Raw genomic sequence first — 18,988 nt, 5'->3', positions numbered from 1 at the left:
CGCCTGGAGATGTTCACTTACGCCTGGTGACCGTTGATGTAATCAATGGCAGCCTGAACGGTGGTGATTTTCTCAGCTTCTTCGTCCGGAATCTCAGTATCAAACTCTTCTTCCAGAGCCATTACCAGCTCAACGGTGTCAAGAGAATCTGCGCCCAGGTCTTCAACAAAGGAAGCGGAGTTCACAACTTCTTCCTGCTTAACGCCCAGCTGTTCGCCGATAATTTTCTTAACGCGTTCTTCGATAGTGCTCATACTCTTAAATTTCCTATCAAAACTCGCTTTCGCGATGGTTTTCGTAGTGTATAAAATGTTGAAAAATTTGCAACTAAATCCCGGCAGGTCTTACCACGATTTTACGTTATTTTGAGGCCATTTGCCCAAATAACGCAAATATTTTCGATCGTGATTAAACCATGTACATCCCGCCGTTGACGTGGAGGGTTTCACCAGTGATGTAACCCGCTTCGTCAGAGGCTAAAAATGCAACCGCGCTGGCGATTTCTTTAGGGTCGCCAAGACGACCCGCTGGAACTGCCGCCAGCGTACCCGCACGCTGATCATCGGTCAGCGCACGCGTCATGTCCGTTTCAATAAAGCCCGGAGCAACAACGTTTACAGTAATTCCGCGGGACGCGACTTCGCGCGCCAGCGACTTACTGAAACCGATCAGACCTGCTTTCGCCGCAGCGTAGTTAGCCTGACCAGCATTTCCCATGGTACCAACCACAGAACCTACAGTGATAATACGTCCATGACGCTTTTTCATCATAGCGCGCATTACCGCTTTTGACAGACGGAATACCGATGACAGGTTGGTTTCGATAATATCGTTCCACTCATCATCTTTCATTCGCATCAACAGGTTGTCGCGAGTGATCCCGGCATTATTGACCAGAATATCCACTTCGCCAAACTCTGCGCGAATATTTTCCAGAACAGATTCGATAGATGCTGGTTCAGTCACATTCAGTACCAGACCTTTGCCGTTCGCACCCAGATACTCGCTGATGGCCTGTGCGCCATTCTCGCTGGTCGCAGTCCCGATCACCGTCGCGCCGCGCGCAACCAGTGTTTCAGCAATAGCACGCCCGATACCGCGGCTTGCGCCGGTCACCAGGGCAATTTTTCCTTCAAAACTCATGGTATTCCTCTTTTATTGCGAGAGTGCCGCTTTCATTGCTTCCGGCTCGTTAATCGCCGAGGCAGTCAGGGTGTCTACAATACGTTTTGTCAGACCGGTAAGTACCTTACCTGGACCGACTTCATACAGATGTTCAACGCCCTGAGACGCCATAAATTCAACGGTTTTGGTCCACTGAACTGGGCTGTAGAGCTGGCGAACCAGCGCGTTACGGATAGCCTCCGGCGCGGTTTCGCACTTCACATCGACGTTATTCACAACGGAAATCGTCGGTGCGTTAAAGGTCATTTTTTCCAGCTCAACCGCCAGTTTATCGGCAGCGGGCTTCATCAGCGCACAGTGAGACGGCACGCTCACCGGCAGCGGCAGTGCACGTTTTGCACCCGCAGCTTTACAGGCAGCGCCTGCACGCTCAACCGCTTCTTTATGACCCGCGATAACTACCTGGCCTGGCGAGTTAAAGTTTACCGGAGAAACGACCTGACCTTCAGCAGATTCTTCACAGGCTTTAGCAATAGAAGCATCATCCAGACCGATGATGGCAGACATGCCGCCCGTGCCTTCTGGCACCGCTTCCTGCATAAACTTACCACGCAATTCAACCAGACGGACCGCGTCAGCGAAGGCAATCACTCCTGCGCAGACCAGCGCAGAGTATTCACCCAGGCTATGACCCGCCATCAGCGCCGGCGTTTTGCCGCCCTGCTGCTGCCATACGCGCCACAATGCGACGGAGGCTGCCAGCAGTGCCGGTTGAGTCTGCCAGGTTTTGTTCAGCTCTTCAGCTGGGCCCTGCTGGGTCAGCGCCCACAGATCATAACCCAGCGCGTCAGAAGCTTCACGGAAAGTCTCTTCAATAACCGGATAGTTTGCTGCCATTTCAGACAACATCCCAACAGTTTGTGAGCCCTGTCCCGGGAACACAAAAGCAAATTGCGTCATTTTTTAATCCTTATCCTAGAAACGAACCAGCGCGGAACCCCAGGTGAACCCGCCACCAAAGGCTTCAAGCAAGACCAGTTGGCCCCGTTTAATTCGTCCATCGCGTACCGCTTCGTCAAATGCGCACGGTACCGATGCCGCAGAGGTGTTGCCGTGGCGATCAAGCGTCACCACAACGTTATCCATAGACATGCCCAACTTCTTCGCCGTCGCGCTGATAATACGCAGGTTAGCCTGATGCGGTACCAGCCAGTCGAGTGCGGCGCGATCCAGATTGTTCGCTTCCAGCGTCTCATCAACAATGTGAGCGAGTTCGGTCACGGCCACCTTGAACACTTCATTACCCGCCATTGTCAGGTAAATCGAACTGTCCGGATTAACGCGATCGGCGTTAGGCAGCGTTAACAGCTCGCCGTAGCGACCGTCAGCGTGCAGGTGCGTGGAGATGATGCCTGGTTCTTCGGACTGCCCCAGCAGCACCGCGCCCGCGCCATCGCCAAAAATAATGATTGTGCCGCGATCGGTTGGATCGCAGGTACGCGCCAGCACATCAGCACCGATCACCAACGCATATTTTACGGCACCCGATTTAACATACTGATCGGCGATGCTCAGCGCATAGGTGAAACCCGCGCACGCCGCTGCAACATCAAATGCCGGGCAGCCTTTGATGCCGAGCATGTTCTGCACCTGGCACGCTGCGCTTGGGAAGGCATGCGTGGCAGATGTTGTCGCCACCACAATAAGCCCGATCTGTTCTTTATCAATGCCAGCCATCTCAAGCGCTCGCTGAGCGGCTTCGTAGCCCATGGTGGACACAGTTTCGTCTGGCGCGGCGATACGACGTTCACGGATACCTGTGCGCGTGACAATCCACTCGTCAGACGTATCTACCATTTTTTCAAGATCGGCGTTGGTACGCACTTGTTTTGGCAGGTAGCTGCCGGTACCTAAAATCTTCGTATACATGTACGCTCAGTCACTTTTAGCTAATACAGATCCCAGGCGAGCGGCAATCCTCTGAGGGACTTGTCGCTGCACCGCCTGCACTGCCTGTTCAATCGCGACGGTAAATGCTCGCTGATTGGCGGCGCCATGACTCTTAATCACGATGCCGCGCAATCCTAACAGACAGGCGCCATTATACTGGTCGGGGTTGAGGTGACTGAATCGCCGCGTCAGGCTTTTTTGTAACCAACGCTTTAATAAAATCAGCCACCAGGACCTTTTTTTACCTTCTCCCTGCGATTTCAGCAGAGAAAGGAACATTCGTACGACCCCTTCCATGGTCTTCAACGTCACGTTTCCGGTGAAGCCATCACACACTAATACATCCGTTTTGCCCGTCAGCAACTCATTGGCTTCGAGATAACCAATATAGTTGATGGAGGGAACCTGTTTGAGTATTTCCGCAGCGTCGCGGATACTGTCCAGGCCTTTGGTCTCTTCTTCACCAATATTCAATAACGCAACGCGGGGATTGGTAATCCCGACCACGTCTTCTGCCAGCACCGACCCCATCACGGCAAACTGAGCCAGCATTGTACTATCACAATCTACGTTAGCGCCCAGATCGAGCACCACCGTTTTGCCCTTCTGCTGATGCGGTAACACCGTCACCAGCGCCGGACGCTCAATGCCCTCAATCGGCTTGAGCAATAATTTCGACAGCCCCATCAGCGCGCCAGTATTTCCCGCGCTGACGCAAGCCTGCGCTCGCCCTTCTTTCACCAGCTCCAGCGCCATGCGCATAGAGCTGCCGCGGCTATTACGAATAGCCTGCGATGGCCGGGCATCACTGGCAATAACTGACTGCGCAGGAATAATCTGCAGACGCGAACGTTGTTCAAAGTCAGCTTTTGCAAGTAATGGCGTGATTGTGTCGGGATTACCGACTAAAAGAAGTGTGAGTTGCGAATTAGAATTCAGTGCCTGCAATGCTGCAGGCACTGTCACGGTAGGGCCAAAATCTCCCCCCATGACATCTAACGCCAGGGTTAGACGTGTCAAGGTATCGTCGCAGCCTGGTTCGGTAAACTCCCCGTTTTCACGGGGAAGTTCCTCACTAAGCCTAATCACGCTGACGCGTGATTACTTAGTGATAACCTTGCGGCCGCGGTAGAAACCGTCAGCGGTGATGTGGTGACGCAGGTGTTTCTCACCAGAAGTCTTGTCTACAGACAGGCTGGTAACTGCGGTCAGCGCGTCATGGGAACGACGCATGCCACGTTTGGAACGGGTTGGTTTATTCTGTTGTACGGCCATGGACCTTACTCCTCAATTACTTACGCTTTAAGCTGGCTAATACGGCAAATGGATTTGGTTTTTGCGCTTCATCAGGCAGTTCCCCAAAGACCATGTCCGCCTCGGACACTTCACAGTGTTCAGAATCATGCACCGGAACGACTGGCAGGGAGAGGATGACTTCATCTTCAACCAGCGCCAGAAGATCGATTTCACCGAATTCGTTAACCTCAATCGGTTCATACGCTTCCGGGAGTGCTTCAGCCTGTTCGTCAGAACGAACCGGACTGAAACAATACGTTGTGTGAACATGCTGTACAAACGGTTTCCCGCAGCGCTGACATTCGAGCGTTACCGTCACCTTTGCATCACCGGTTAAAACGGCGAGGCGCTGGTTGTCGATAGCGAACGACATGGAGCACTCTACATCACTGTCCACACTGACTACAGATTCGGCAATACGCTCAGCCTGATCGGAAGAATAGATTCCTTCGTAATCGAGGCGTTTTTGAGCCGTACGAACCGGATCAAGAGTCAGGGGTAATTTTACCTTTTGCATAGGGCGCGCATATTAACTTTGTAACGTCATAGAGTCAAAGAAAAAGGCAACCAGAGCTGCCTTTTGCCAATTATTCGCACACATTGCGGCCTGTAGTTTAAAATGGCTGGCATCGATACGCTATATCTGGTGATAAAAATATGCCAAATCTCGTCCTTGCTTCCACTTCACCTTATCGCCGAATGCTGCTGGAAAAGCTCGGGATCCCGTTTGAATGCGCCGCGCCGGAGGTGGATGAAACGCCACAGCCGGGCGAGTCACCGCGTCATCTGGTGACCCGTCTCGCGAAAGAGAAAGCACAGTCGCTGGCCGTACGTTACCCCGCTCATCTGATTATAGGCTCCGATCAGGTTTGTGTGCTGGACGGCGAAATCACCGGTAAACCGCATACGGAAGAAAATGCCTGCCAGCAGCTTTTGCGTGCGCGAGGCAGTATCGTGACCTTTTATACCGGCCTGGCGCTTTATAATTCGGCCTCCGGTCATCTGCAAACCGAGTGCGAGCCATTTGATGTGCACTTCCGTCATCTCAGTGAGGAGGAGATTATGGATTACGTGCGTCGGGAACGTCCTCTGAACTGCGCAGGGAGTTTCAAAAGTGAAGGACTGGGAATTGCACTGTTCGACAAGCTGGACGGGCGGGATCCCAACACGCTGGTGGGGTTGCCGCTGATTGCGCTGTGCCAGATGTTAAGGCGAGAAGAGTGTAATCCGCTGACGATGTGATTTTTGCCCAGCGGCGCTTCGCTTGCATGGGCCTACGGATTTCATAGGCCGGGTAAGCGCAGCGCCACCCGGCACATAATCAGCCGCGCAGAACTTTCAGGCAGCGTTTCAACTGCTCATCCAGCGGCGCTTCAATACGGATAACTTCACCGGTATTAGGATGGGTAAACTTCAGCGCTGCCGCATGCAGGAACAGACGCGACAGCCCCGTACCCGCCAACTGCTTATCAAACTCGCGATCGCCATAGCGATCGTCGAACGCAATCGGATGGCCTGCAAACTGGGTATGGACGCGAATCTGGTGAGTACGCCCCGTCACCGGACTACAGCGCACCAGCGTGGCGAATTCGTAGCGCTCTTCTACTTTAAATCGCGTCTCAGACGGTTTCCCTTCCTGATTAACACGAACAATGCGCTCACCGCTTTGCAGAATATTTTTCAGCAGCGGCGCCTGCACCACTTTCACGTGGGACTGCCACTGGCCGCGCACCAGCGCCAGATAATCTTTCTGCATCCCTTTTTCGCGCAGCTGTTCATGCAGGGAACGCAGTGCAGAACGTTTTTTCGCCACCAGCAGCACGCCTGAGGTATCACGGTCAAGACGGTGAACCAGTTCGAGGAAACGCGCTTCCGGGCGCAGCGCACGTAAACCTTCGATCACGCCGAAGCTCAGACCGCTCCCCCCGTGTACCGCCGTTCCGGACGGTTTATTCAGCACCAGAATGTGGTCGTCCTCATAAAGGATAACGTCACTCAGGGCCGCGACTTTTTGCAGCTTCGGAGAAACGACCTCTTCTTCACGCTCTGCAACACGTACCGGTGGAATGCGGACTTCATCGCCCGCCTCGAGCTTGTACTCGGGCTTCACACGTTTTTTGTTCACCCGCACCTCACCCTTACGCAAGATGCGATAAATCATACTTTTTGGCACACCCTTCAATTGGGTGCGCAAAAAATTATCGATACGTTGCCCCGCCTCGTCGTCGGCGATGGCAACCATTTTTACGGCTGGAGTCTCTGTTTTCATGGTTGGCGATTCTAAATAGCGTCTGACATTAGCGCCACTCATTTTTCTATGCTTATATTTACTTTTATCCGGACCACTCCCCTTTCGCGCAATCGATTTGGTGGTTATTAAACCAATCACCCCGTTGAAGTGAAGAAACTGTGAGTAACCGGGTGATAATTGGTAAAAGTCATCTTGCTATAACCCGGCGAGCAGTGGAATAATGAATCCGTTTTCCGCGTTAAATCCGGGTTTTGTAAGGATGTCGACGGAATGACCAATTTTGTCTGACCGATCATCCACGCAGCAATGGCGTAAGACGTATTGATCTTTCAGGCAGTTAGCGGGCTGCGGGTTGCAGTACTTCCCGGTATAAGGATTGTTCTCTGGAGAGTTTTCCCAGGCAATTCCCCTGATAATTGCGCTGTGTTTCCCTATGAAATACAGGCAACCGACACTCTGCGCCTCTTAAGCGAGCGACAACCGTGAGGTTGGCGACGTGAATAGACACGAGGCCATCGGTTCATACCCCGGAAAGCGTCACCTTGCCCGCAGCTTTGTCGTCAATGTAAGAATAACGAGTAAGTTACGATGAAAAGAATGTTAATCAACGCAACTCAGCAAGAAGAGTTGCGTGTCGCCCTTGTGGATGGGCAGCGCCTGTACGATCTGGATATCGAAAGTCCTGGACACGAACAGAAAAAGCGAACATTTACAAAGGCAAAATCACCCGCATTGAACCAAGCCTTGAAGCTGCATTTGTCGATTACGGTGCTGAGCGTCACGGTTTCCTTCCTCTCAAAGAAATCGCCCGCGAATATTTTCCTGCAAACTACAACTCCCATGGCCGTCCGAACATCAAAGATGTTCTGCGTGAAGGTCAGGAAGTTATCGTCCAGATCGATAAAGAAGAGCGTGGCAACAAAGGTGCCGCGCTGACCACCTTTATCAGTCTGGCAGGAAGCTATCTGGTATTGATGCCAAACAACCCGCGAGCGGGTGGCATCTCTCGCCGTATCGAAGGCGATGACCGTACCGAGCTGAAAGAAGCACTGGCAAGTCTTGAACTGCCAGACGGCATGGGCCTTATCGTGCGCACCGCAGGCGTTGGCAAATCTGCCGAAGCGTTGCAGTGGGACCTGAGCTTCCGCCTGAAACATTGGGAAGCCATCAAGAAAGCGGCAGAAAGCCGTGCTGCGCCGTTCCTGATCCACCAGGAAAGCAACGTCATCGTGCGTGCCTTCCGTGATTATCTGCGTCAGGACATCGGTGAAATTCTGATTGATAACCCGAAAGTGCTTGAGCTGGCTCGCCAGCACATCGCCGCACTGGGTCGCCCGGATTTCACCAGCAAAATTAAACTGTACACTGGTGAAATCCCGCTGTTCAGCCATTATCAGATTGAATCCCAGATCGAGTCTGCCTTCCAGCGTGAAGTGCGTCTGCCGTCCGGCGGTTCTATCGTTATCGATACCACCGAAGCGTTGACCGCCATCGACATCAACTCCGCGCGTGCAACCCGCGGCGGCGACATCGAAGAGACCGCCTTCAACACCAACCTTGAAGCCGCTGATGAAATCGCCCGCCAGCTCCGCCTGCGCGACCTGGGTGGTCTGATCGTTATCGACTTCATCGACATGACCCCGGTTCGCCACCAGCGTGCGGTTGAAAACCGTCTGCGTGAAGCGGTGCGCCAGGATCGCGCGCGTATCCAGATCAGCCATATTTCTCGCTTTGGCCTGCTGGAGATGTCCCGTCAGCGCCTCAGCCCGTCTCTGGGTGAGTCCAGCCATCACGTCTGCCCGCGCTGTTCCGGTACAGGTACCGTTCGTGACAATGAATCTCTCTCCCTCTCTATTCTGCGTCTGATTGAAGAAGAAGCGCTGAAAGAGAACACCAAAGAGGTTCACGCTATTGTTCCAGTGCCGATTGCCTCCTACCTGCTGAACGAAAAACGTGCAGCGGTGAGCGCAATCGAAGCGCGTCAGGGCGGCGTTCGCTGCATCATCGTGCCAAACGACGAGATGCAAACCCCGCACTATCACGTGCTGCGCGTGCGCAAAGGCGAAGAGACAAGCACCCTCAGCTACCTGCTGCCGAAGCTGCATGAAGAAGAAATGGCGCTGCCGTCTGATGAAGAGCCTGCCGAGCGTAAACTACCTGAGCAGCCAGCTTTAGCGACCTTCATCATGCCGGAAGCACCGCCAGAAGCGACGCTGGAAAAACCAGCGGAAAAACCTGCTGTGCAGAAAGTGGCTCCTGCCGCGCCAAAAGCGCAGCCTGAGCAGCCTGGTCTCCTGAGCCGCATCATCGGTGCGCTGAAAAAAATGTTTGCCGCCGAAGAAGTTCAGCCTGAGGAGCCGAAAGAAGCGCCAAAAGAAGCGAAACCAGAGCGTCAGCAGGACCGTCGTAAGCGTCAGAACAACCGTCGCGACCGCAACGACCGTGGCGATCGTAATGAGCGCCGTGATAATCGTTCCGATAACAACGAAGGCCGTGAACAGCGCGAGGACAACCGTCGCAACCGTCGCGAGAAGCAACAGCAGAACGTTGAAGATCGTGAGATTCGCCAGCAGGCGGGCGATGAGTCCGAGAAGAGCAAACAGCGTGACGAGCAGCAGCCTCGCCGCGAGCGTAACCGTCGTCGTAACGATGACAAACGCCAGGCTCAGCAGGAAGTCAAAAACCTGAATCGCGAAGCGCCTGTAGAACAGCAGGACACTGAGCAGGAAGAGCGTACTCAGGTTATGCCGCGTCGTAAGCAGCGCCAGCTGACCCAGAAAATACGTGTGGGTGTTGTTCAGGCCGAAGAAAACGACGTTATCGCGGTTGAAGCGGCTGAAAGCACAACGGGTACTCAGGTTGCGAAAGTTGACCTGCCAGCCGTAGTTGAAAATCAGGTTGAGCAGGACGAAAGCAGCGAAAACCGTGATAACGCAGGTATGCCGCGTCGCTCCCGCCGTTCTCCACGCCATCTGCGCGTGAGCGGTCAGCGTCGCCGTCGTTATCGTGACGAGCGTTACCCGACCCAGTCTCCAATGCCAATGACCGTGGCGTGCGCGTCACCTGAGATGGCATCCGGTAAAGTCTGGATCCGTTATCCGGTTGCACGTCCGGAGCAGGCTGTTGAAGAACAGGCTGTTACCGAAGAGGTGATTGCACCAGTCGTCGCGGTGGAAGACGTCGTGACTGAAGCGGCAACCGTGGTCGAACCGCAGGTTGTTGAAACAGCGCCGCCGCAGGCTGTGGAAGTGGAAACGACCCATCCTGAAGTGATTGCTGCGCCGGTTGATGCCGCACCGCAGATCATTGCCGAAGAAGATACCGTGGTGGCTGAAGAAGTCGCGGAAGACGCTAAGCCTGTATCCGCAGCAGAAGAGCCCGCAGACGTTGCCGTCGAAACGGTGACGGAAGAGGTTGTTCAGGACGTCGAGATTCAGGTTGAACCTGTTGTCGAAGAGGTCAAAGCGCCTGAAGTGAAATCTGAGCCGGTTGAGATCGTTGAAGCTGTAGCGCCTGCTCACATTGCTACCGCGCCAATGACTCGTGCCCCGGCACCTGAGTACGTGCCTGAAGCACCACGCCATAGTGACTGGGTTCGTCCGGAATTCAACTTCGAAGGTAAAGGTGCTGCCGGTGGTCACAGTGCGACGCACATGGCTACTGCCCCAGCTACTCGTCCTCAGCCTGTTGAATAACGCACGCTAAGACTGAAAGCCGACCTTCGGGTCGGCTTTTTTATGGCTGTTGCAGGGGCTTTCTCATACCGGTGACCTCCGGCATTATCTGCCGCATCAGCTCCAGAAAACGCCGCAAGCGCGCCGGATAATAGCGTGACCAGGGATAAACCAGATGTACCGGTAGCGCTGCTGGCTGCCACTCTGGCAGTAAATGCACCAGTCGCCCTTCCCGAATATCATCCTGTACCGTCCAGCTGGATACCACCGCCACGCCTAGCCCGGTGAGTGCCGTATTGCGCGCTACATACAAGCTGTCGGTACTCAGGCGTGGCGTAATGGTAACTCTCGCCGGGGTGGGTGTTGCCTCGTGGAAGAGCTCCACATGGCGTTGATAAAAAGAGCTGATGGCAATCCAGGGGAGATGTTGCAGATCGTCCGGCGTGTTAACCGCGGGAAAACGGGCCAGGAGTGCCGGTGACGCTACCACCGAGCGCGGCACTTCAGCCAGCAGCACAGACACGGTTGCCGGATCGACTTCCACGCCCACCCGAATAGCACAGTCAAGGTTGTCGCCGAGGAAATCAACCGAGCGATCGTTAAGCATCCATTCGATTGAGAGTAGCGGATAGCGCTGCAAAAATTCGGTTAACGGTTTTAGTAGCTGATCCTGGCCAAACGCGTGAGGGGCGCGCACCCTCAGCACCCCGACCGGTTCATCTTCCGTCTGCCCCACCTCGTCTTCCAGCGCCAGCCAGCTGTCAATTACCCGTCGGGCATGCTGATAGCAACGTTCACCGTCATCGGTAAGCCGTGTGGTATGGGTTGTGCGCAGCATCAGGCGCACGCCCAGCATGGTTTCAAGCGACTGCAACCGTCGGCTCACCGTGGCCTGGGTTGTTGCCAGCTGACGTGCCGCCGCAGAAAGGGACCCCGCCTCCACAATGCGAACAAAGGTTCGCATCAGTTCTACACGATCTATACGCTCAGTCCGTTTCATATCATTTGCACCTATACGCTACACGTATAAGCGTTTTACCACCGCGCCCGCTACCGTCGCAAGGCGTACTGATAAAAAATAGCCGCACACGACGAATGAGGAACATCTTATGAACACAACCACCACCCGGGCCGTAAGCCGCTGGGTAATCTTAATGCTGGCGCTCGGTGCGGGCTTCAGCGTGGCATCCATCTATTATGCCCAGCCTCTGCTGCCGCTGATGGGCTCAGACCTGCACCTGAGCATCGAAGGCATGGGCATGGTCCCGACGCTCACCCAGGCGGGTTATGCCTTAGGTATCCTGTTTCTGCTCCCGCTCGGCGATCGTTATGACCGCAGAACGTTGATCCTGATAAAAAGTGCAGCTCTGGCGCTGTTCCTGCTGGGTTGTAGCCTGACTGGACAACTGCATTCCCTGCTGCTCACCAGCCTGCTGATTGGCATGGCCGCCACCATGGCGCAGGATATTGTCCCGGCCGCAGCGATCCTCGCGCCGGAAGGCAAACAGGGAAAAACAGTCGGCACGGTGATGACCGGCCTGCTGCTGGGGATTTTGCTCTCCAGAACCGTGAGCGGCGTGGGGGGTGAAGCCTTTGGCTGGCGAGTGATGTATCAGCTGGCCGCCGCAAGCATTGCCTTTATCGGCGTGGTGATGTGGGCCGTACTTCCCCGCTTCGCCGTTCATTCCACGCTGAGCTACCCGGCACTGATGCGCTCCATGGAACACCTCTGGCGTCGCTACCCGGCGCTGCGTCGGGCTGCGCTGGCTCAGGGTTTTCTGTCGATTGCCTTTAGTGCATTCTGGTCGACGCTGGCGGTCATGCTGCTGGAACGGTATCACCTTGGCAGCGCCGTGGCGGGTGGTTTTGGTATTGCCGGAGCCGCAGGCGCGCTGGCCGCACCGCTGGCAGGCGGTCTGGCCGATAAGCTGGGCGCCGGTAAAGTGACCCAACTGGGTGCCGCGCTGGTGACCCTCTCGTTTGCCCCGATGTTCCTGATGCCAGCCCTGGGTGTACACGGCCAGTTGCTCCTGATTGCCCTCTCCGCGGTCGGTTTTGATCTCGGTTTGCAGTCCAGCCTCGTGGCGCACCAGAACCTGGTCTACAGCCTTGAGCCGCAGGCCCGTGGGCGCCTTAACGCCCTGCTGTTTACCGTCATTTTCATCGGAATGGCGCTGGGTTCGGCATTAGGCAGCAATATCTATACGCTGGCAGGCTGGACGGGCGTGGTAGCACTGGCAATCCTGTGTGGTGCCATTGCGCTGGCTATCAGAGTGATTGAAAGCGCCCGGGTGGTGTCCGCTCAGGCAGAAAGTGTGTAAAAAAAATGCCCAACCCGGACGGGTTGGGCAGTCAAAACATGCCCAGTTTCAAGACATGTCAAACAGGTCAGAGTCTTATCTGTTCATCTGGAACAAAGACATACCCTGCATATCGCTAAAGGCTTTATACGAGGCCTGCAACGCCGCCTGCTGCATGGTGTAGGACGAAATCACCGAGTTCCAGTCTACGTCAACCAGGTTACTCATCTGCTGGGTCTGACCCAGCGCGCGGTCTTCACCCAGAGCGTCCAGCTTGCCCAGCTCGTCCAGCTTGATGCCGAGATCGGCGCGCACGGTCAGCACGTTGTTGAGGGAGTTGCTCAGGCCACGGTTGGCTTTATCAATAGCCGCCGTAAATGCTTCAGCCTTCGTTTCGTCATCGCCAATCGGCTTATTCAGCGCTTCAATTGCGGAGTCGAGGATCTTGAACAAATTCGTTTCCGGCGTACTACCATCTGGCTCTGGCTTCGCATTGCTGGTGAAGCTATCGAAAACTTCAGTGCCCGTATGGCTGATTTGCATCGTGCGCGCAGAGTCAACCTGCTGGCTGATTGGCGTTCCGCCGCCCTTATAATCACCCGTAGCCTGGTCGAAAGCCGCCGCTTCGGTTTTGTAACCGGAAAAAATATAGCGACCGTTACCGTCCGTGCTGTTAGCCAGGTTCATGAGCTGATCGCGAATACCTTGCAGGTTCGTTGCCAGCGAAGCGCGGTCATCGTCACTTAACGTACCGTTGCCCGCATTGACAATCTTTTCCTGAGCAGCCTGGATAGCGGTTGTCACTTGCGATAACACGTTTTCTTCCAGCGAGACTTTCGTCGTAGCGAAGGAGCGCGCCAGCGCATACTGGCTATTTTGCGTTTGGGCCTGAGAGAGCACAACGGCCTGCGAAGCGGCAATCGGATCGTCAGACGGACGGTTGATACGCTTCCCCGTAGACATCTGCTCGCCGTAGCTGAGCCAGAGACTTTGGGAGTTCGTCACGCCACGCATGCTTTGCTCATACATCATTTGAGTACTAATACGCATTTTTTATGCCTCAGCCTTAGCGGATATTGATCAATGCATCAAACAGCGTGCTCGCCGTTTGCAGCACCTGCGCATTCGCCAGATAGTACTGCTGATAGCGTTGCAGGTTGCCATACTCTTCGTCCAGGTTAACCCCGGAGATTGACTGCTGTTGTTTGGTCAGCTGCGTAACAACGTTAACTTTGGTTTCGCTGCTGGTTTTCAGCGACGCCGTGGTGCTGCCCACCGTACTGACCAGCGCGGCATAAGCATCGTTAAAGGTTTTGTTCCCCCCCACCAGCTTGGCGCTCTGCAAATCCAGCAGCTTTTGGCCATTGGTATTGTCGCTTTCGCCGCTTCCTTGCGCGGAGGCCATCGCCAGTTTGGATTCGTCGCTGATCGCAACGTCCATATTCACGATAACGTCATTCACCGGCTTCACGATAAAGCTGTCTTTATTATTGGCCGAGCCGCTAATGTTGACGTTGAGGCCATCAAACGAAAGATTACCGCTGGTATCCGGCATAGCCGTGAAGCTGGTGTTGTCTGACAGACGGGTGATGGTCCAGTCAGTACCGTTATACTCAACTTTGTAGTTTGTCGCCTGGACCTTGGTACTGTCCGTCATCGTTGCCGTCACGGACGCGCTTCCGGTGTTCTTACCGTTACTCAGCACTGCCGGGGAGCCAAAATCAAACAGCTTGCCGCCTGCGTCCCCGTTGGCATCAAAGCCCGCCTGGTGCTGGGTATTCATGGCATCCGCAAACGCCAGCGCCATCTGGTTAAGCGTATTTCGCGCCTGATCCAGATCCTGAGAACGGAACGTTAACAGCCCCCCAAGCGACCCCGTGGTGATCTGTTTTTCTGAGATCTCCACGTTGCCTGCTGCGGCATCCACATACGCAATCGTTGTACGTGCAGGGTCCGCGCTGGATTTCACCGCAGCCAGCTGGCTGGCGTTGCTGCCCTGTACCAGGGTGTAGCCGTTGGCGATAGAGATGTTGTAGGTGCCGCTGTCCTGTACGGTCACGTCCACACCGACTATTTTGTTCAGTTCGCTCACCAGCTGATCGCGCTGATCGAGCAGTTCGTTCGGGGATGCGCCCGCCCCTACGCCAGTCAGCCGGGAAATCTGATCGTTAAGGTTGGCAATCTGCTTCGCATAGTTATTGATCTGATCGACGCTGGTAGAAATCGCCGTATTGACCTGCGCATCCTGATCGCGGAGATATTGATCGTTAGTTTTGAACTGGTTTACCAGACCATCTGCCTTCCCGAGTACCGTCTGGCGTGCAGCCGGATCTTCTGCGTTACTCACCAGCGTTTGCAGGCTTTTAAAGAAATCCTGGAGGTTGGCAGAAAGCGAGTTCGTGGTATCCGACAGCACGTCGTCAATTTTCGACATCTGCTGGTAGCGCGTGGTCAGGCCGCTGCTCTGGTTCTGCGCCGCGCGCAGCTGGTTGGTAATAAACGCATCATATTCACGCTGAACGCCGGAGACATAGACCCCGTTACCCACCCAGCCGCCGCCGGTCAGGGTGCTGTTTGATGCGCCCAGAATGGTAGTCTGGCGGGTATAACCTGCCACGTTGTAGCTTGAAATATTATTACTGACGGTATTGAGTGCCGACTGCGCAGCACTGAGGCCACTCATGGCGCTGTTAATCAAACTGGACATGGGGGTTCCTTTTATACGTTCAGACACGAGTCCTGATGAAGGTTATCGGCAACCTCCACCGGGACTTGAGAACTTTCAGAACAGATTTTCGAGATCTGTGCTATACGCTTTGCTGACCTTCTCAGACATGGATTTCAGCTGCTGGATCATGCTGGTCAGCTTGCGTGCATAGTTTGGATCGGTCGCGTAGCCGGCATTCTGCAATGCCTGAGCGCCCTGCTCTGGCGTGGTGGCCTGGGTCACGGCGGTGTAGCGCGGATTCCGGCTCAACAGCCCGACATAATCCGACAACGCTTCCAGATACGAGCTGTAGACGCGGAATTTGGCTTTCACCTTCACTGCCGCACCGTTCTCATATTCGGTGGTGGTAATTTCCGTGGTCGGCCCCTTCCAGCTGGAGGTGGCCTTCACGCCAAAGATGTTGAAGCTCGGCTCGCCGTTCTCCCTGCGGATCTGACGTTGCCCCCAGCCCGACTCCAGCGCCGCCTGCGCCAGAATCAGATGGTGTGGCACGCCGCTTTCTTCACTGGCAAGACGCGCCGGCAGGGAGAGCTGCGCCAGGAAGTCTTTGCTGTCGCCGGAGAGCGGCTCGTCACGCGCTTCTGCCGGCTTTGGCATTGCCTTACGCACCATCTGGGTCAGCGCCTGATTTTGATAACTGGTCACCTTTTCCAGATCAAACTTCAGCGGCACCTGCGGCGGAGCCTCTTCAGGTGGCAGCCCCTGAGCGGCTGCGGTCTGTTTCACAATCATGTCCGCCAGGCCGAGCCCCTTTCCGGCGGTCATTTGCTGGGCAATCTGCTGATCGTACATGCTGGTGTAAAGCCGTGTGGAATCGCTGCTGAACATGCCATCTTTCGGCAGGGTTTCACGCATGCTTTTCAACATCATCTGCACGAACATGCCTTCCACCTGACGGGCAACCGGGCGGATATTCGCCGCCGGATCCTTGCCCGCTTTGGTTTTCAGCTCGTTGAGCGACTGGGCATCCCAGGCGGCACTGGTCAACAGTTTGCTATCGGTCAGCATTTAGATGATTTCCAGTTTGGCGCGCAGGCAGCCTGCACTTTGCATGGATTGCAGAATGGACATCAGATCCATTGGCGTTGCACCCAGCGCGTTCAGGGCACGTACCACGCTGTTCAGGTTGGCGCTGGAGCGCACGCTCTGCAACGATCCGCCGCTCTGTCGTAAATCAATCTGCGTTTGCGGGGTCACTACCGTCTGACCGCCACCAAACGGGGTATCCGGCTGGCTGACGTTGGCCGAGCGGTTAACCGTGACGGAGAGATTGCCCTGCGCCACGGCGCAGCTGTCCAGCGTCACTTCGCGGTTCATCACCACCGATCCGGTACGGGAGTTGATAATGACTTTTGCATCCTGCACCGACACGTTCACTTCCATATTCTGGATATCGGCCAGCATCCGCACCTGGTTGCTGCTACCGGTTGACGTGCGGATCTGCACGGTGCGGGCATCCAGCGCGGTGGCGCTGCCGTAACCCCGGCTGCGGTTGATGGTGTCAGCAATCTGCTGCGCCATCGTGAAGTCTTCGTTATTCAGTTGCAGGTTAATGGTGTTGCCGGTGCCGAACTGGGTCGGCAGCTCACGTTCGATGATCGCGCCGTTGGTAATACGTCCCCCGTTCAGCTGGTTCACCTGCACGCTGCTGCCGCCCGCCGACGCACCTGCCCCGCCAACCAGAATGTTGCCCTGCGCCAGAGCATACACCTGGCTGTCGACGCCTTTCAGCGGCGTCATCAACAACGTACCGCCGCGCAGGCTTTTGGCGTTACCCATCGACGAGACAACCACGTCGATGGTTTGCCCCTGACGCGCAAAGGCCGGATAAGACGCGGTCACCATCACCGCCGCCACGTTTTTCAGCTGCATGTTGGTCCCCGCCGGTACGGTAATACCGAGCTGAGAGAGCATGTTGTTCAGGCTCTGGGTGGTGAACGGCGTCTGGGTCGTCTGGTCACCCGTCCCATCCAGCCCCACCACCAGGCCGTAGCCAATCAGGGAGTTTTCGCGCACGCCCTGCACGCTGGTGAGATCGCGAATGCGATCGGCCTGCGCAACGGTAGCGACCAGCGACAGCGCCACGGCGAAGAGAAATTTATACATAGGTCACCTCGCTTACATCGGCGATAAGTTAAGGAAGAAGCGTTGCAGCCAGCCCATATTTTGCGCTTCGTTGATGTAGCCGTTGCCGACGTACTCAATGCGCGCATCCGCCACCTGTGTGGACGGTACGGTGTTGGTGCCGCTGATAGTGCGAGGGTTAACCACACCGGAGAAGCGAATGAATTCCGTACCCTGGTTAATGGCGATCTGTTTTTCGCCCACCACGTGCAGGTTGCCGTTCACCAGAACCTGGTCAACCGTTACCGTCAGCGTTCCGCTGAAGGTATTGCTGGCGTTCGCGCCACCTTTACCGTTAAAGGTGTTGCCGCCGGAGGCTTCCACATCCGCACGGGCGTTGCCGAACAGCCCTTGCAGATAGCGCGGTACGGTGTCGAAGCCAAAATTGGTTTTGCCGTCGCGGCTGGCGTTCGCCGACGAGCTCTTGCTGGCGCTGACGTTTTCCTGCAACACAATGGTCAGCGTATCGCCGACGTTACGCGGACGACGGTCTTCAAACAGCGGCTGATAACCGTAGTTAATCGGCTGCGCGGTCTGGAAAATAGAGCCGTTCACCACCGGCGAGGGGCCGGGAACGGGTTGGGCGGTAGTCGCACCCTGTACCAATGGTTTAGACGGGATCCAGGCACACCCGCTGAGGGTGACAGCCAGAACAGTCAGGATCGGATAACGAAACGCCGCGTTTTTTTGCATTGCCTTCATCTTCGAAAACAGGGAGCCGGTGCGACGTTTACCGCACCGGGCTACACCTTAGAGTTGCGTCAGTTTTTGCAGCATCTGGTCGGTCGTCGACACTGCTTTACTGTTAATTTCATAGGCGCGCTGGACCTGGATCATATTCACCAGCTCTTCCGCCACGTTAACGTTCGAGGTTTCCACATACCCCTGGTACAGCAGCCCCGCACCGTTCAGGCCGGGGGTACTTTCATTTGGCGTGCCGGAAGACTGCGTTTCGGTGTAGAGGTTCTCACCGATGCTTTCCAGTCCGGTATCGTTCATGAAGGTCGTCAGGTTGAGCTGACCAACCTGGACCGGCGCGGCCTGACCTTGCTGAGTGACACTGACGATACCGTCACGGCCAATGGTGATGCTCAGCGCGTTCGCCGGGATGGTGATCGCAGGCTGAACCTGGAAGCCGCCCGCCGTCACCAGCTGACCATTCTGATCCACCTGGAACGAACCATCGCGGGTATAGGCGGAGGTCCCGTCAGGCAGTTGCACCTGGAAGAAACCCTGACCTTTGATGGCAACGTCTTTGCTGTTGTTGGTCTGGGACAGGTTGCCCTGGCTGTGCAGACGCTCGGTGGCGACAGGGCGTACGCCGGTACCAATTTGCAGACCGGACGGCAGCGTGGTTTGCTCAGAAGACTGCGCCCCTGGCTGACGAATCGTTTGATAAAGCAAATCTTCGAAAACCGCACGCTGGCGCTTGAAACCATTGGTGCTGACGTTTGCCAGGTTGTTGGCAATTACATCCATATTGGTTTGCTGTGCGTCCAGACCGGTTTTCGCGATCCATAAAGAACTGATCATAGGGAGT

General features: G+C 55.5%; 17 protein-coding genes and 1 pseudogene. 3 read left to right on the top strand and 15 right to left on the bottom strand.

Going from position 1 to position 18,988, the window contains the following annotated elements:
• Window positions 1–17: 17 nt before the first annotated feature.
• From acpP to yceD, 7 genes are all read right to left on the bottom strand, one after another.
• Complete coding sequence (gene acpP / locus HWQ15_RS16725) at window positions 18–254, bottom strand: acyl carrier protein (protein ID WP_003857954.1); 237 nt, start codon at window positions 252–254, stop codon at window positions 18–20.
• Between the two features lie 154 nt (window positions 255–408).
• Window positions 409–1,143, bottom strand: coding sequence for a 3-oxoacyl-ACP reductase FabG (fabG, locus tag HWQ15_RS16720; protein ID WP_022647739.1), 735 nt, complete (start codon window positions 1,141–1,143; stop codon window positions 409–411).
• 12 nt (window positions 1,144–1,155) lie between these two features.
• On the bottom strand, window positions 1,156–2,085 hold the full coding sequence (fabD, locus tag HWQ15_RS16715) for an ACP S-malonyltransferase (protein WP_022647738.1): 930 nt from the start codon (window positions 2,083–2,085) through the stop codon (window positions 1,156–1,158).
• A gap of 15 nt (window positions 2,086–2,100) precedes the next feature.
• Window positions 2,101–3,054, bottom strand: a complete 954-nt coding sequence (locus HWQ15_RS16710) for a beta-ketoacyl-ACP synthase III (protein ID WP_003857960.1) — start codon at window positions 3,052–3,054, stop codon at window positions 2,101–2,103.
• Between the two features lie 6 nt (window positions 3,055–3,060).
• Window positions 3,061–4,095: a phosphate acyltransferase PlsX gene (gene plsX / locus HWQ15_RS16705; protein WP_152811225.1), complete on the bottom strand. Its 1,035-nt coding sequence runs from the start codon at window positions 4,093–4,095 to the stop codon at window positions 3,061–3,063.
• An 81-nt stretch (window positions 4,096–4,176) separates the two neighbouring features.
• Window positions 4,177–4,350: a 50S ribosomal protein L32 gene (gene rpmF, locus HWQ15_RS16700; RefSeq protein ID WP_003857964.1), complete on the bottom strand. Its 174-nt coding sequence runs from the start codon at window positions 4,348–4,350 to the stop codon at window positions 4,177–4,179.
• A gap of 16 nt (window positions 4,351–4,366) precedes the next feature.
• Window positions 4,367–4,888 carry a 23S rRNA accumulation protein YceD gene (gene yceD / locus HWQ15_RS16695; protein WP_003857966.1) on the bottom strand — a complete coding sequence of 174 codons (522 nt, stop codon included), beginning with the start codon at window positions 4,886–4,888 and terminating at the stop codon, window positions 4,367–4,369.
• A gap of 140 nt (window positions 4,889–5,028) precedes the next feature.
• On the opposite strand from yceD, the gene HWQ15_RS16690 reads away from it, so the two are divergent.
• Window positions 5,029–5,613 (top strand): nucleoside triphosphate pyrophosphatase, encoded by a 585-nt coding sequence (locus HWQ15_RS16690; RefSeq protein WP_032622147.1) that lies wholly within the window; start codon window positions 5,029–5,031, stop codon window positions 5,611–5,613.
• 79 nt (window positions 5,614–5,692) lie between these two features.
• On the opposite strand, the gene rluC is transcribed toward HWQ15_RS16690, so the two are convergent.
• Window positions 5,693–6,640, bottom strand: a complete 948-nt coding sequence (rluC, locus tag HWQ15_RS16685) for a 23S rRNA pseudouridine(955/2504/2580) synthase RluC (RefSeq protein ID WP_003857970.1) — start codon at window positions 6,638–6,640, stop codon at window positions 5,693–5,695.
• A 570-nt stretch (window positions 6,641–7,210) separates the two neighbouring features.
• On the opposite strand from rluC, the pseudogene rne reads away from it, so the two are divergent.
• Window positions 7,211–10,317: pseudogene (rne, locus tag HWQ15_RS16680) on the top strand (ribonuclease E).
• 40 nt (window positions 10,318–10,357) lie between these two features.
• On the opposite strand, the gene HWQ15_RS16675 reads toward rne, so the two are convergent.
• Complete coding sequence (locus tag HWQ15_RS16675; RefSeq protein WP_023299793.1) at window positions 10,358–11,296, bottom strand: LysR family transcriptional regulator; 939 nt, start codon at window positions 11,294–11,296, stop codon at window positions 10,358–10,360.
• 109 nt (window positions 11,297–11,405) lie between these two features.
• Between HWQ15_RS16675 and HWQ15_RS16670 the strand changes: the two genes are divergently transcribed.
• A complete protein-coding gene (locus tag HWQ15_RS16670; RefSeq protein ID WP_063149008.1) occupies window positions 11,406–12,617 on the top strand; it encodes an MFS transporter in 1,212 nt (403 codons plus the stop codon).
• Window positions 12,618–12,692: 75 nt separating this feature from the next.
• On the opposite strand, the gene flgL is transcribed toward HWQ15_RS16670, so the two are convergent.
• From flgL to flgG, 6 genes are all read right to left on the bottom strand, one after another.
• Window positions 12,693–13,646: a flagellar hook-associated protein FlgL gene (gene flgL, locus HWQ15_RS16665; RefSeq protein ID WP_032624480.1), complete on the bottom strand. Its 954-nt coding sequence runs from the start codon at window positions 13,644–13,646 to the stop codon at window positions 12,693–12,695.
• A 16-nt stretch (window positions 13,647–13,662) separates the two neighbouring features.
• Window positions 13,663–15,303: a flagellar hook-associated protein FlgK gene (gene flgK, locus HWQ15_RS16660; RefSeq protein ID WP_038415826.1), complete on the bottom strand. Its 1,641-nt coding sequence runs from the start codon at window positions 15,301–15,303 to the stop codon at window positions 13,663–13,665.
• A gap of 75 nt (window positions 15,304–15,378) precedes the next feature.
• The gene (flgJ, locus tag HWQ15_RS16655) at window positions 15,379–16,332 is read right to left on the bottom strand and encodes a flagellar assembly peptidoglycan hydrolase FlgJ (protein WP_046618357.1); all 954 of its coding nucleotides are present in this window, start codon (window positions 16,330–16,332) and stop codon (window positions 15,379–15,381) included.
• Window positions 16,333–17,430 carry a flagellar basal body P-ring protein FlgI gene (locus HWQ15_RS16650; RefSeq protein WP_022647728.1) on the bottom strand — a complete coding sequence of 366 codons (1,098 nt, stop codon included), beginning with the start codon at window positions 17,428–17,430 and terminating at the stop codon, window positions 16,333–16,335. It abuts the gene before it with no gap.
• Window positions 17,431–17,442: 12 nt separating this feature from the next.
• Complete coding sequence (gene flgH / locus HWQ15_RS16645) at window positions 17,443–18,141, bottom strand: flagellar basal body L-ring protein FlgH (protein ID WP_023299788.1); 699 nt, start codon at window positions 18,139–18,141, stop codon at window positions 17,443–17,445.
• Between the two features lie 57 nt (window positions 18,142–18,198).
• Window positions 18,199–18,981, bottom strand: a complete 783-nt coding sequence (gene flgG, locus HWQ15_RS16640) for a flagellar basal-body rod protein FlgG (RefSeq protein ID WP_000625853.1) — start codon at window positions 18,979–18,981, stop codon at window positions 18,199–18,201.
• Window positions 18,982–18,988: the final 7 nt, after the last annotated feature.

It is taken from the genome of Enterobacter sp. DSM 30060 (assembly GCF_013375955.1).
In the GTDB taxonomy this organism is placed as follows: domain Bacteria; phylum Pseudomonadota; class Gammaproteobacteria; order Enterobacterales; family Enterobacteriaceae; genus Enterobacter; species Enterobacter intestinihominis.
This window is presented reverse-complemented; position numbering and strand designations above follow the sequence as displayed.

Excerpts from the sequence above, each read along its gene's own strand:
- HWQ15_RS16670 (WP_063149008.1), top strand. The coding sequence starts at position 11,406 with ATGAACACAACCACCACCCGGGCCGTAAGCCGCTGGGTAATCTTAATG.
- HWQ15_RS16650 (WP_022647728.1), bottom strand. The coding sequence starts at position 17,430 with ATGTATAAATTTCTCTTCGCCGTGGCGCTGTCGCTGGTCGCTACCGTT.
- HWQ15_RS16675 (WP_023299793.1), bottom strand. The coding sequence starts at position 11,296 with ATGAAACGGACTGAGCGTATAGATCGTGTAGAACTGATGCGAACCTTT.
- HWQ15_RS16690 (WP_032622147.1), top strand. The coding sequence starts at position 5,029 with ATGCCAAATCTCGTCCTTGCTTCCACTTCACCTTATCGCCGAATGCTG.
- flgJ (WP_046618357.1), bottom strand. The coding sequence starts at position 16,332 with ATGCTGACCGATAGCAAACTGTTGACCAGTGCCGCCTGGGATGCCCAG.
- flgL (WP_032624480.1), bottom strand. The coding sequence starts at position 13,646 with ATGCGTATTAGTACTCAAATGATGTATGAGCAAAGCATGCGTGGCGTG.
- yceD (WP_003857966.1), bottom strand. The coding sequence starts at position 4,888 with ATGCAAAAGGTAAAATTACCCCTGACTCTTGATCCGGTTCGTACGGCT.
- HWQ15_RS16710 (WP_003857960.1), bottom strand. The coding sequence starts at position 3,054 with ATGTATACGAAGATTTTAGGTACCGGCAGCTACCTGCCAAAACAAGTG.
- flgK (WP_038415826.1), bottom strand. The coding sequence starts at position 15,303 with ATGTCCAGTTTGATTAACAGCGCCATGAGTGGCCTCAGTGCTGCGCAG.
- fabD (WP_022647738.1), bottom strand. The coding sequence starts at position 2,085 with ATGACGCAATTTGCTTTTGTGTTCCCGGGACAGGGCTCACAAACTGTT.
- flgH (WP_023299788.1), bottom strand. The coding sequence starts at position 18,141 with ATGCAAAAAAACGCGGCGTTTCGTTATCCGATCCTGACTGTTCTGGCT.
- acpP (WP_003857954.1), bottom strand. The coding sequence starts at position 254 with ATGAGCACTATCGAAGAACGCGTTAAGAAAATTATCGGCGAACAGCTG.
- flgG (WP_000625853.1), bottom strand. The coding sequence starts at position 18,981 with ATGATCAGTTCTTTATGGATCGCGAAAACCGGTCTGGACGCACAGCAA.
- fabG (WP_022647739.1), bottom strand. The coding sequence starts at position 1,143 with ATGAGTTTTGAAGGAAAAATTGCCCTGGTGACCGGCGCAAGCCGCGGT.
- rluC (WP_003857970.1), bottom strand. The coding sequence starts at position 6,640 with ATGAAAACAGAGACTCCAGCCGTAAAAATGGTTGCCATCGCCGACGAC.
- rpmF (WP_003857964.1), bottom strand. The coding sequence starts at position 4,350 with ATGGCCGTACAACAGAATAAACCAACCCGTTCCAAACGTGGCATGCGT.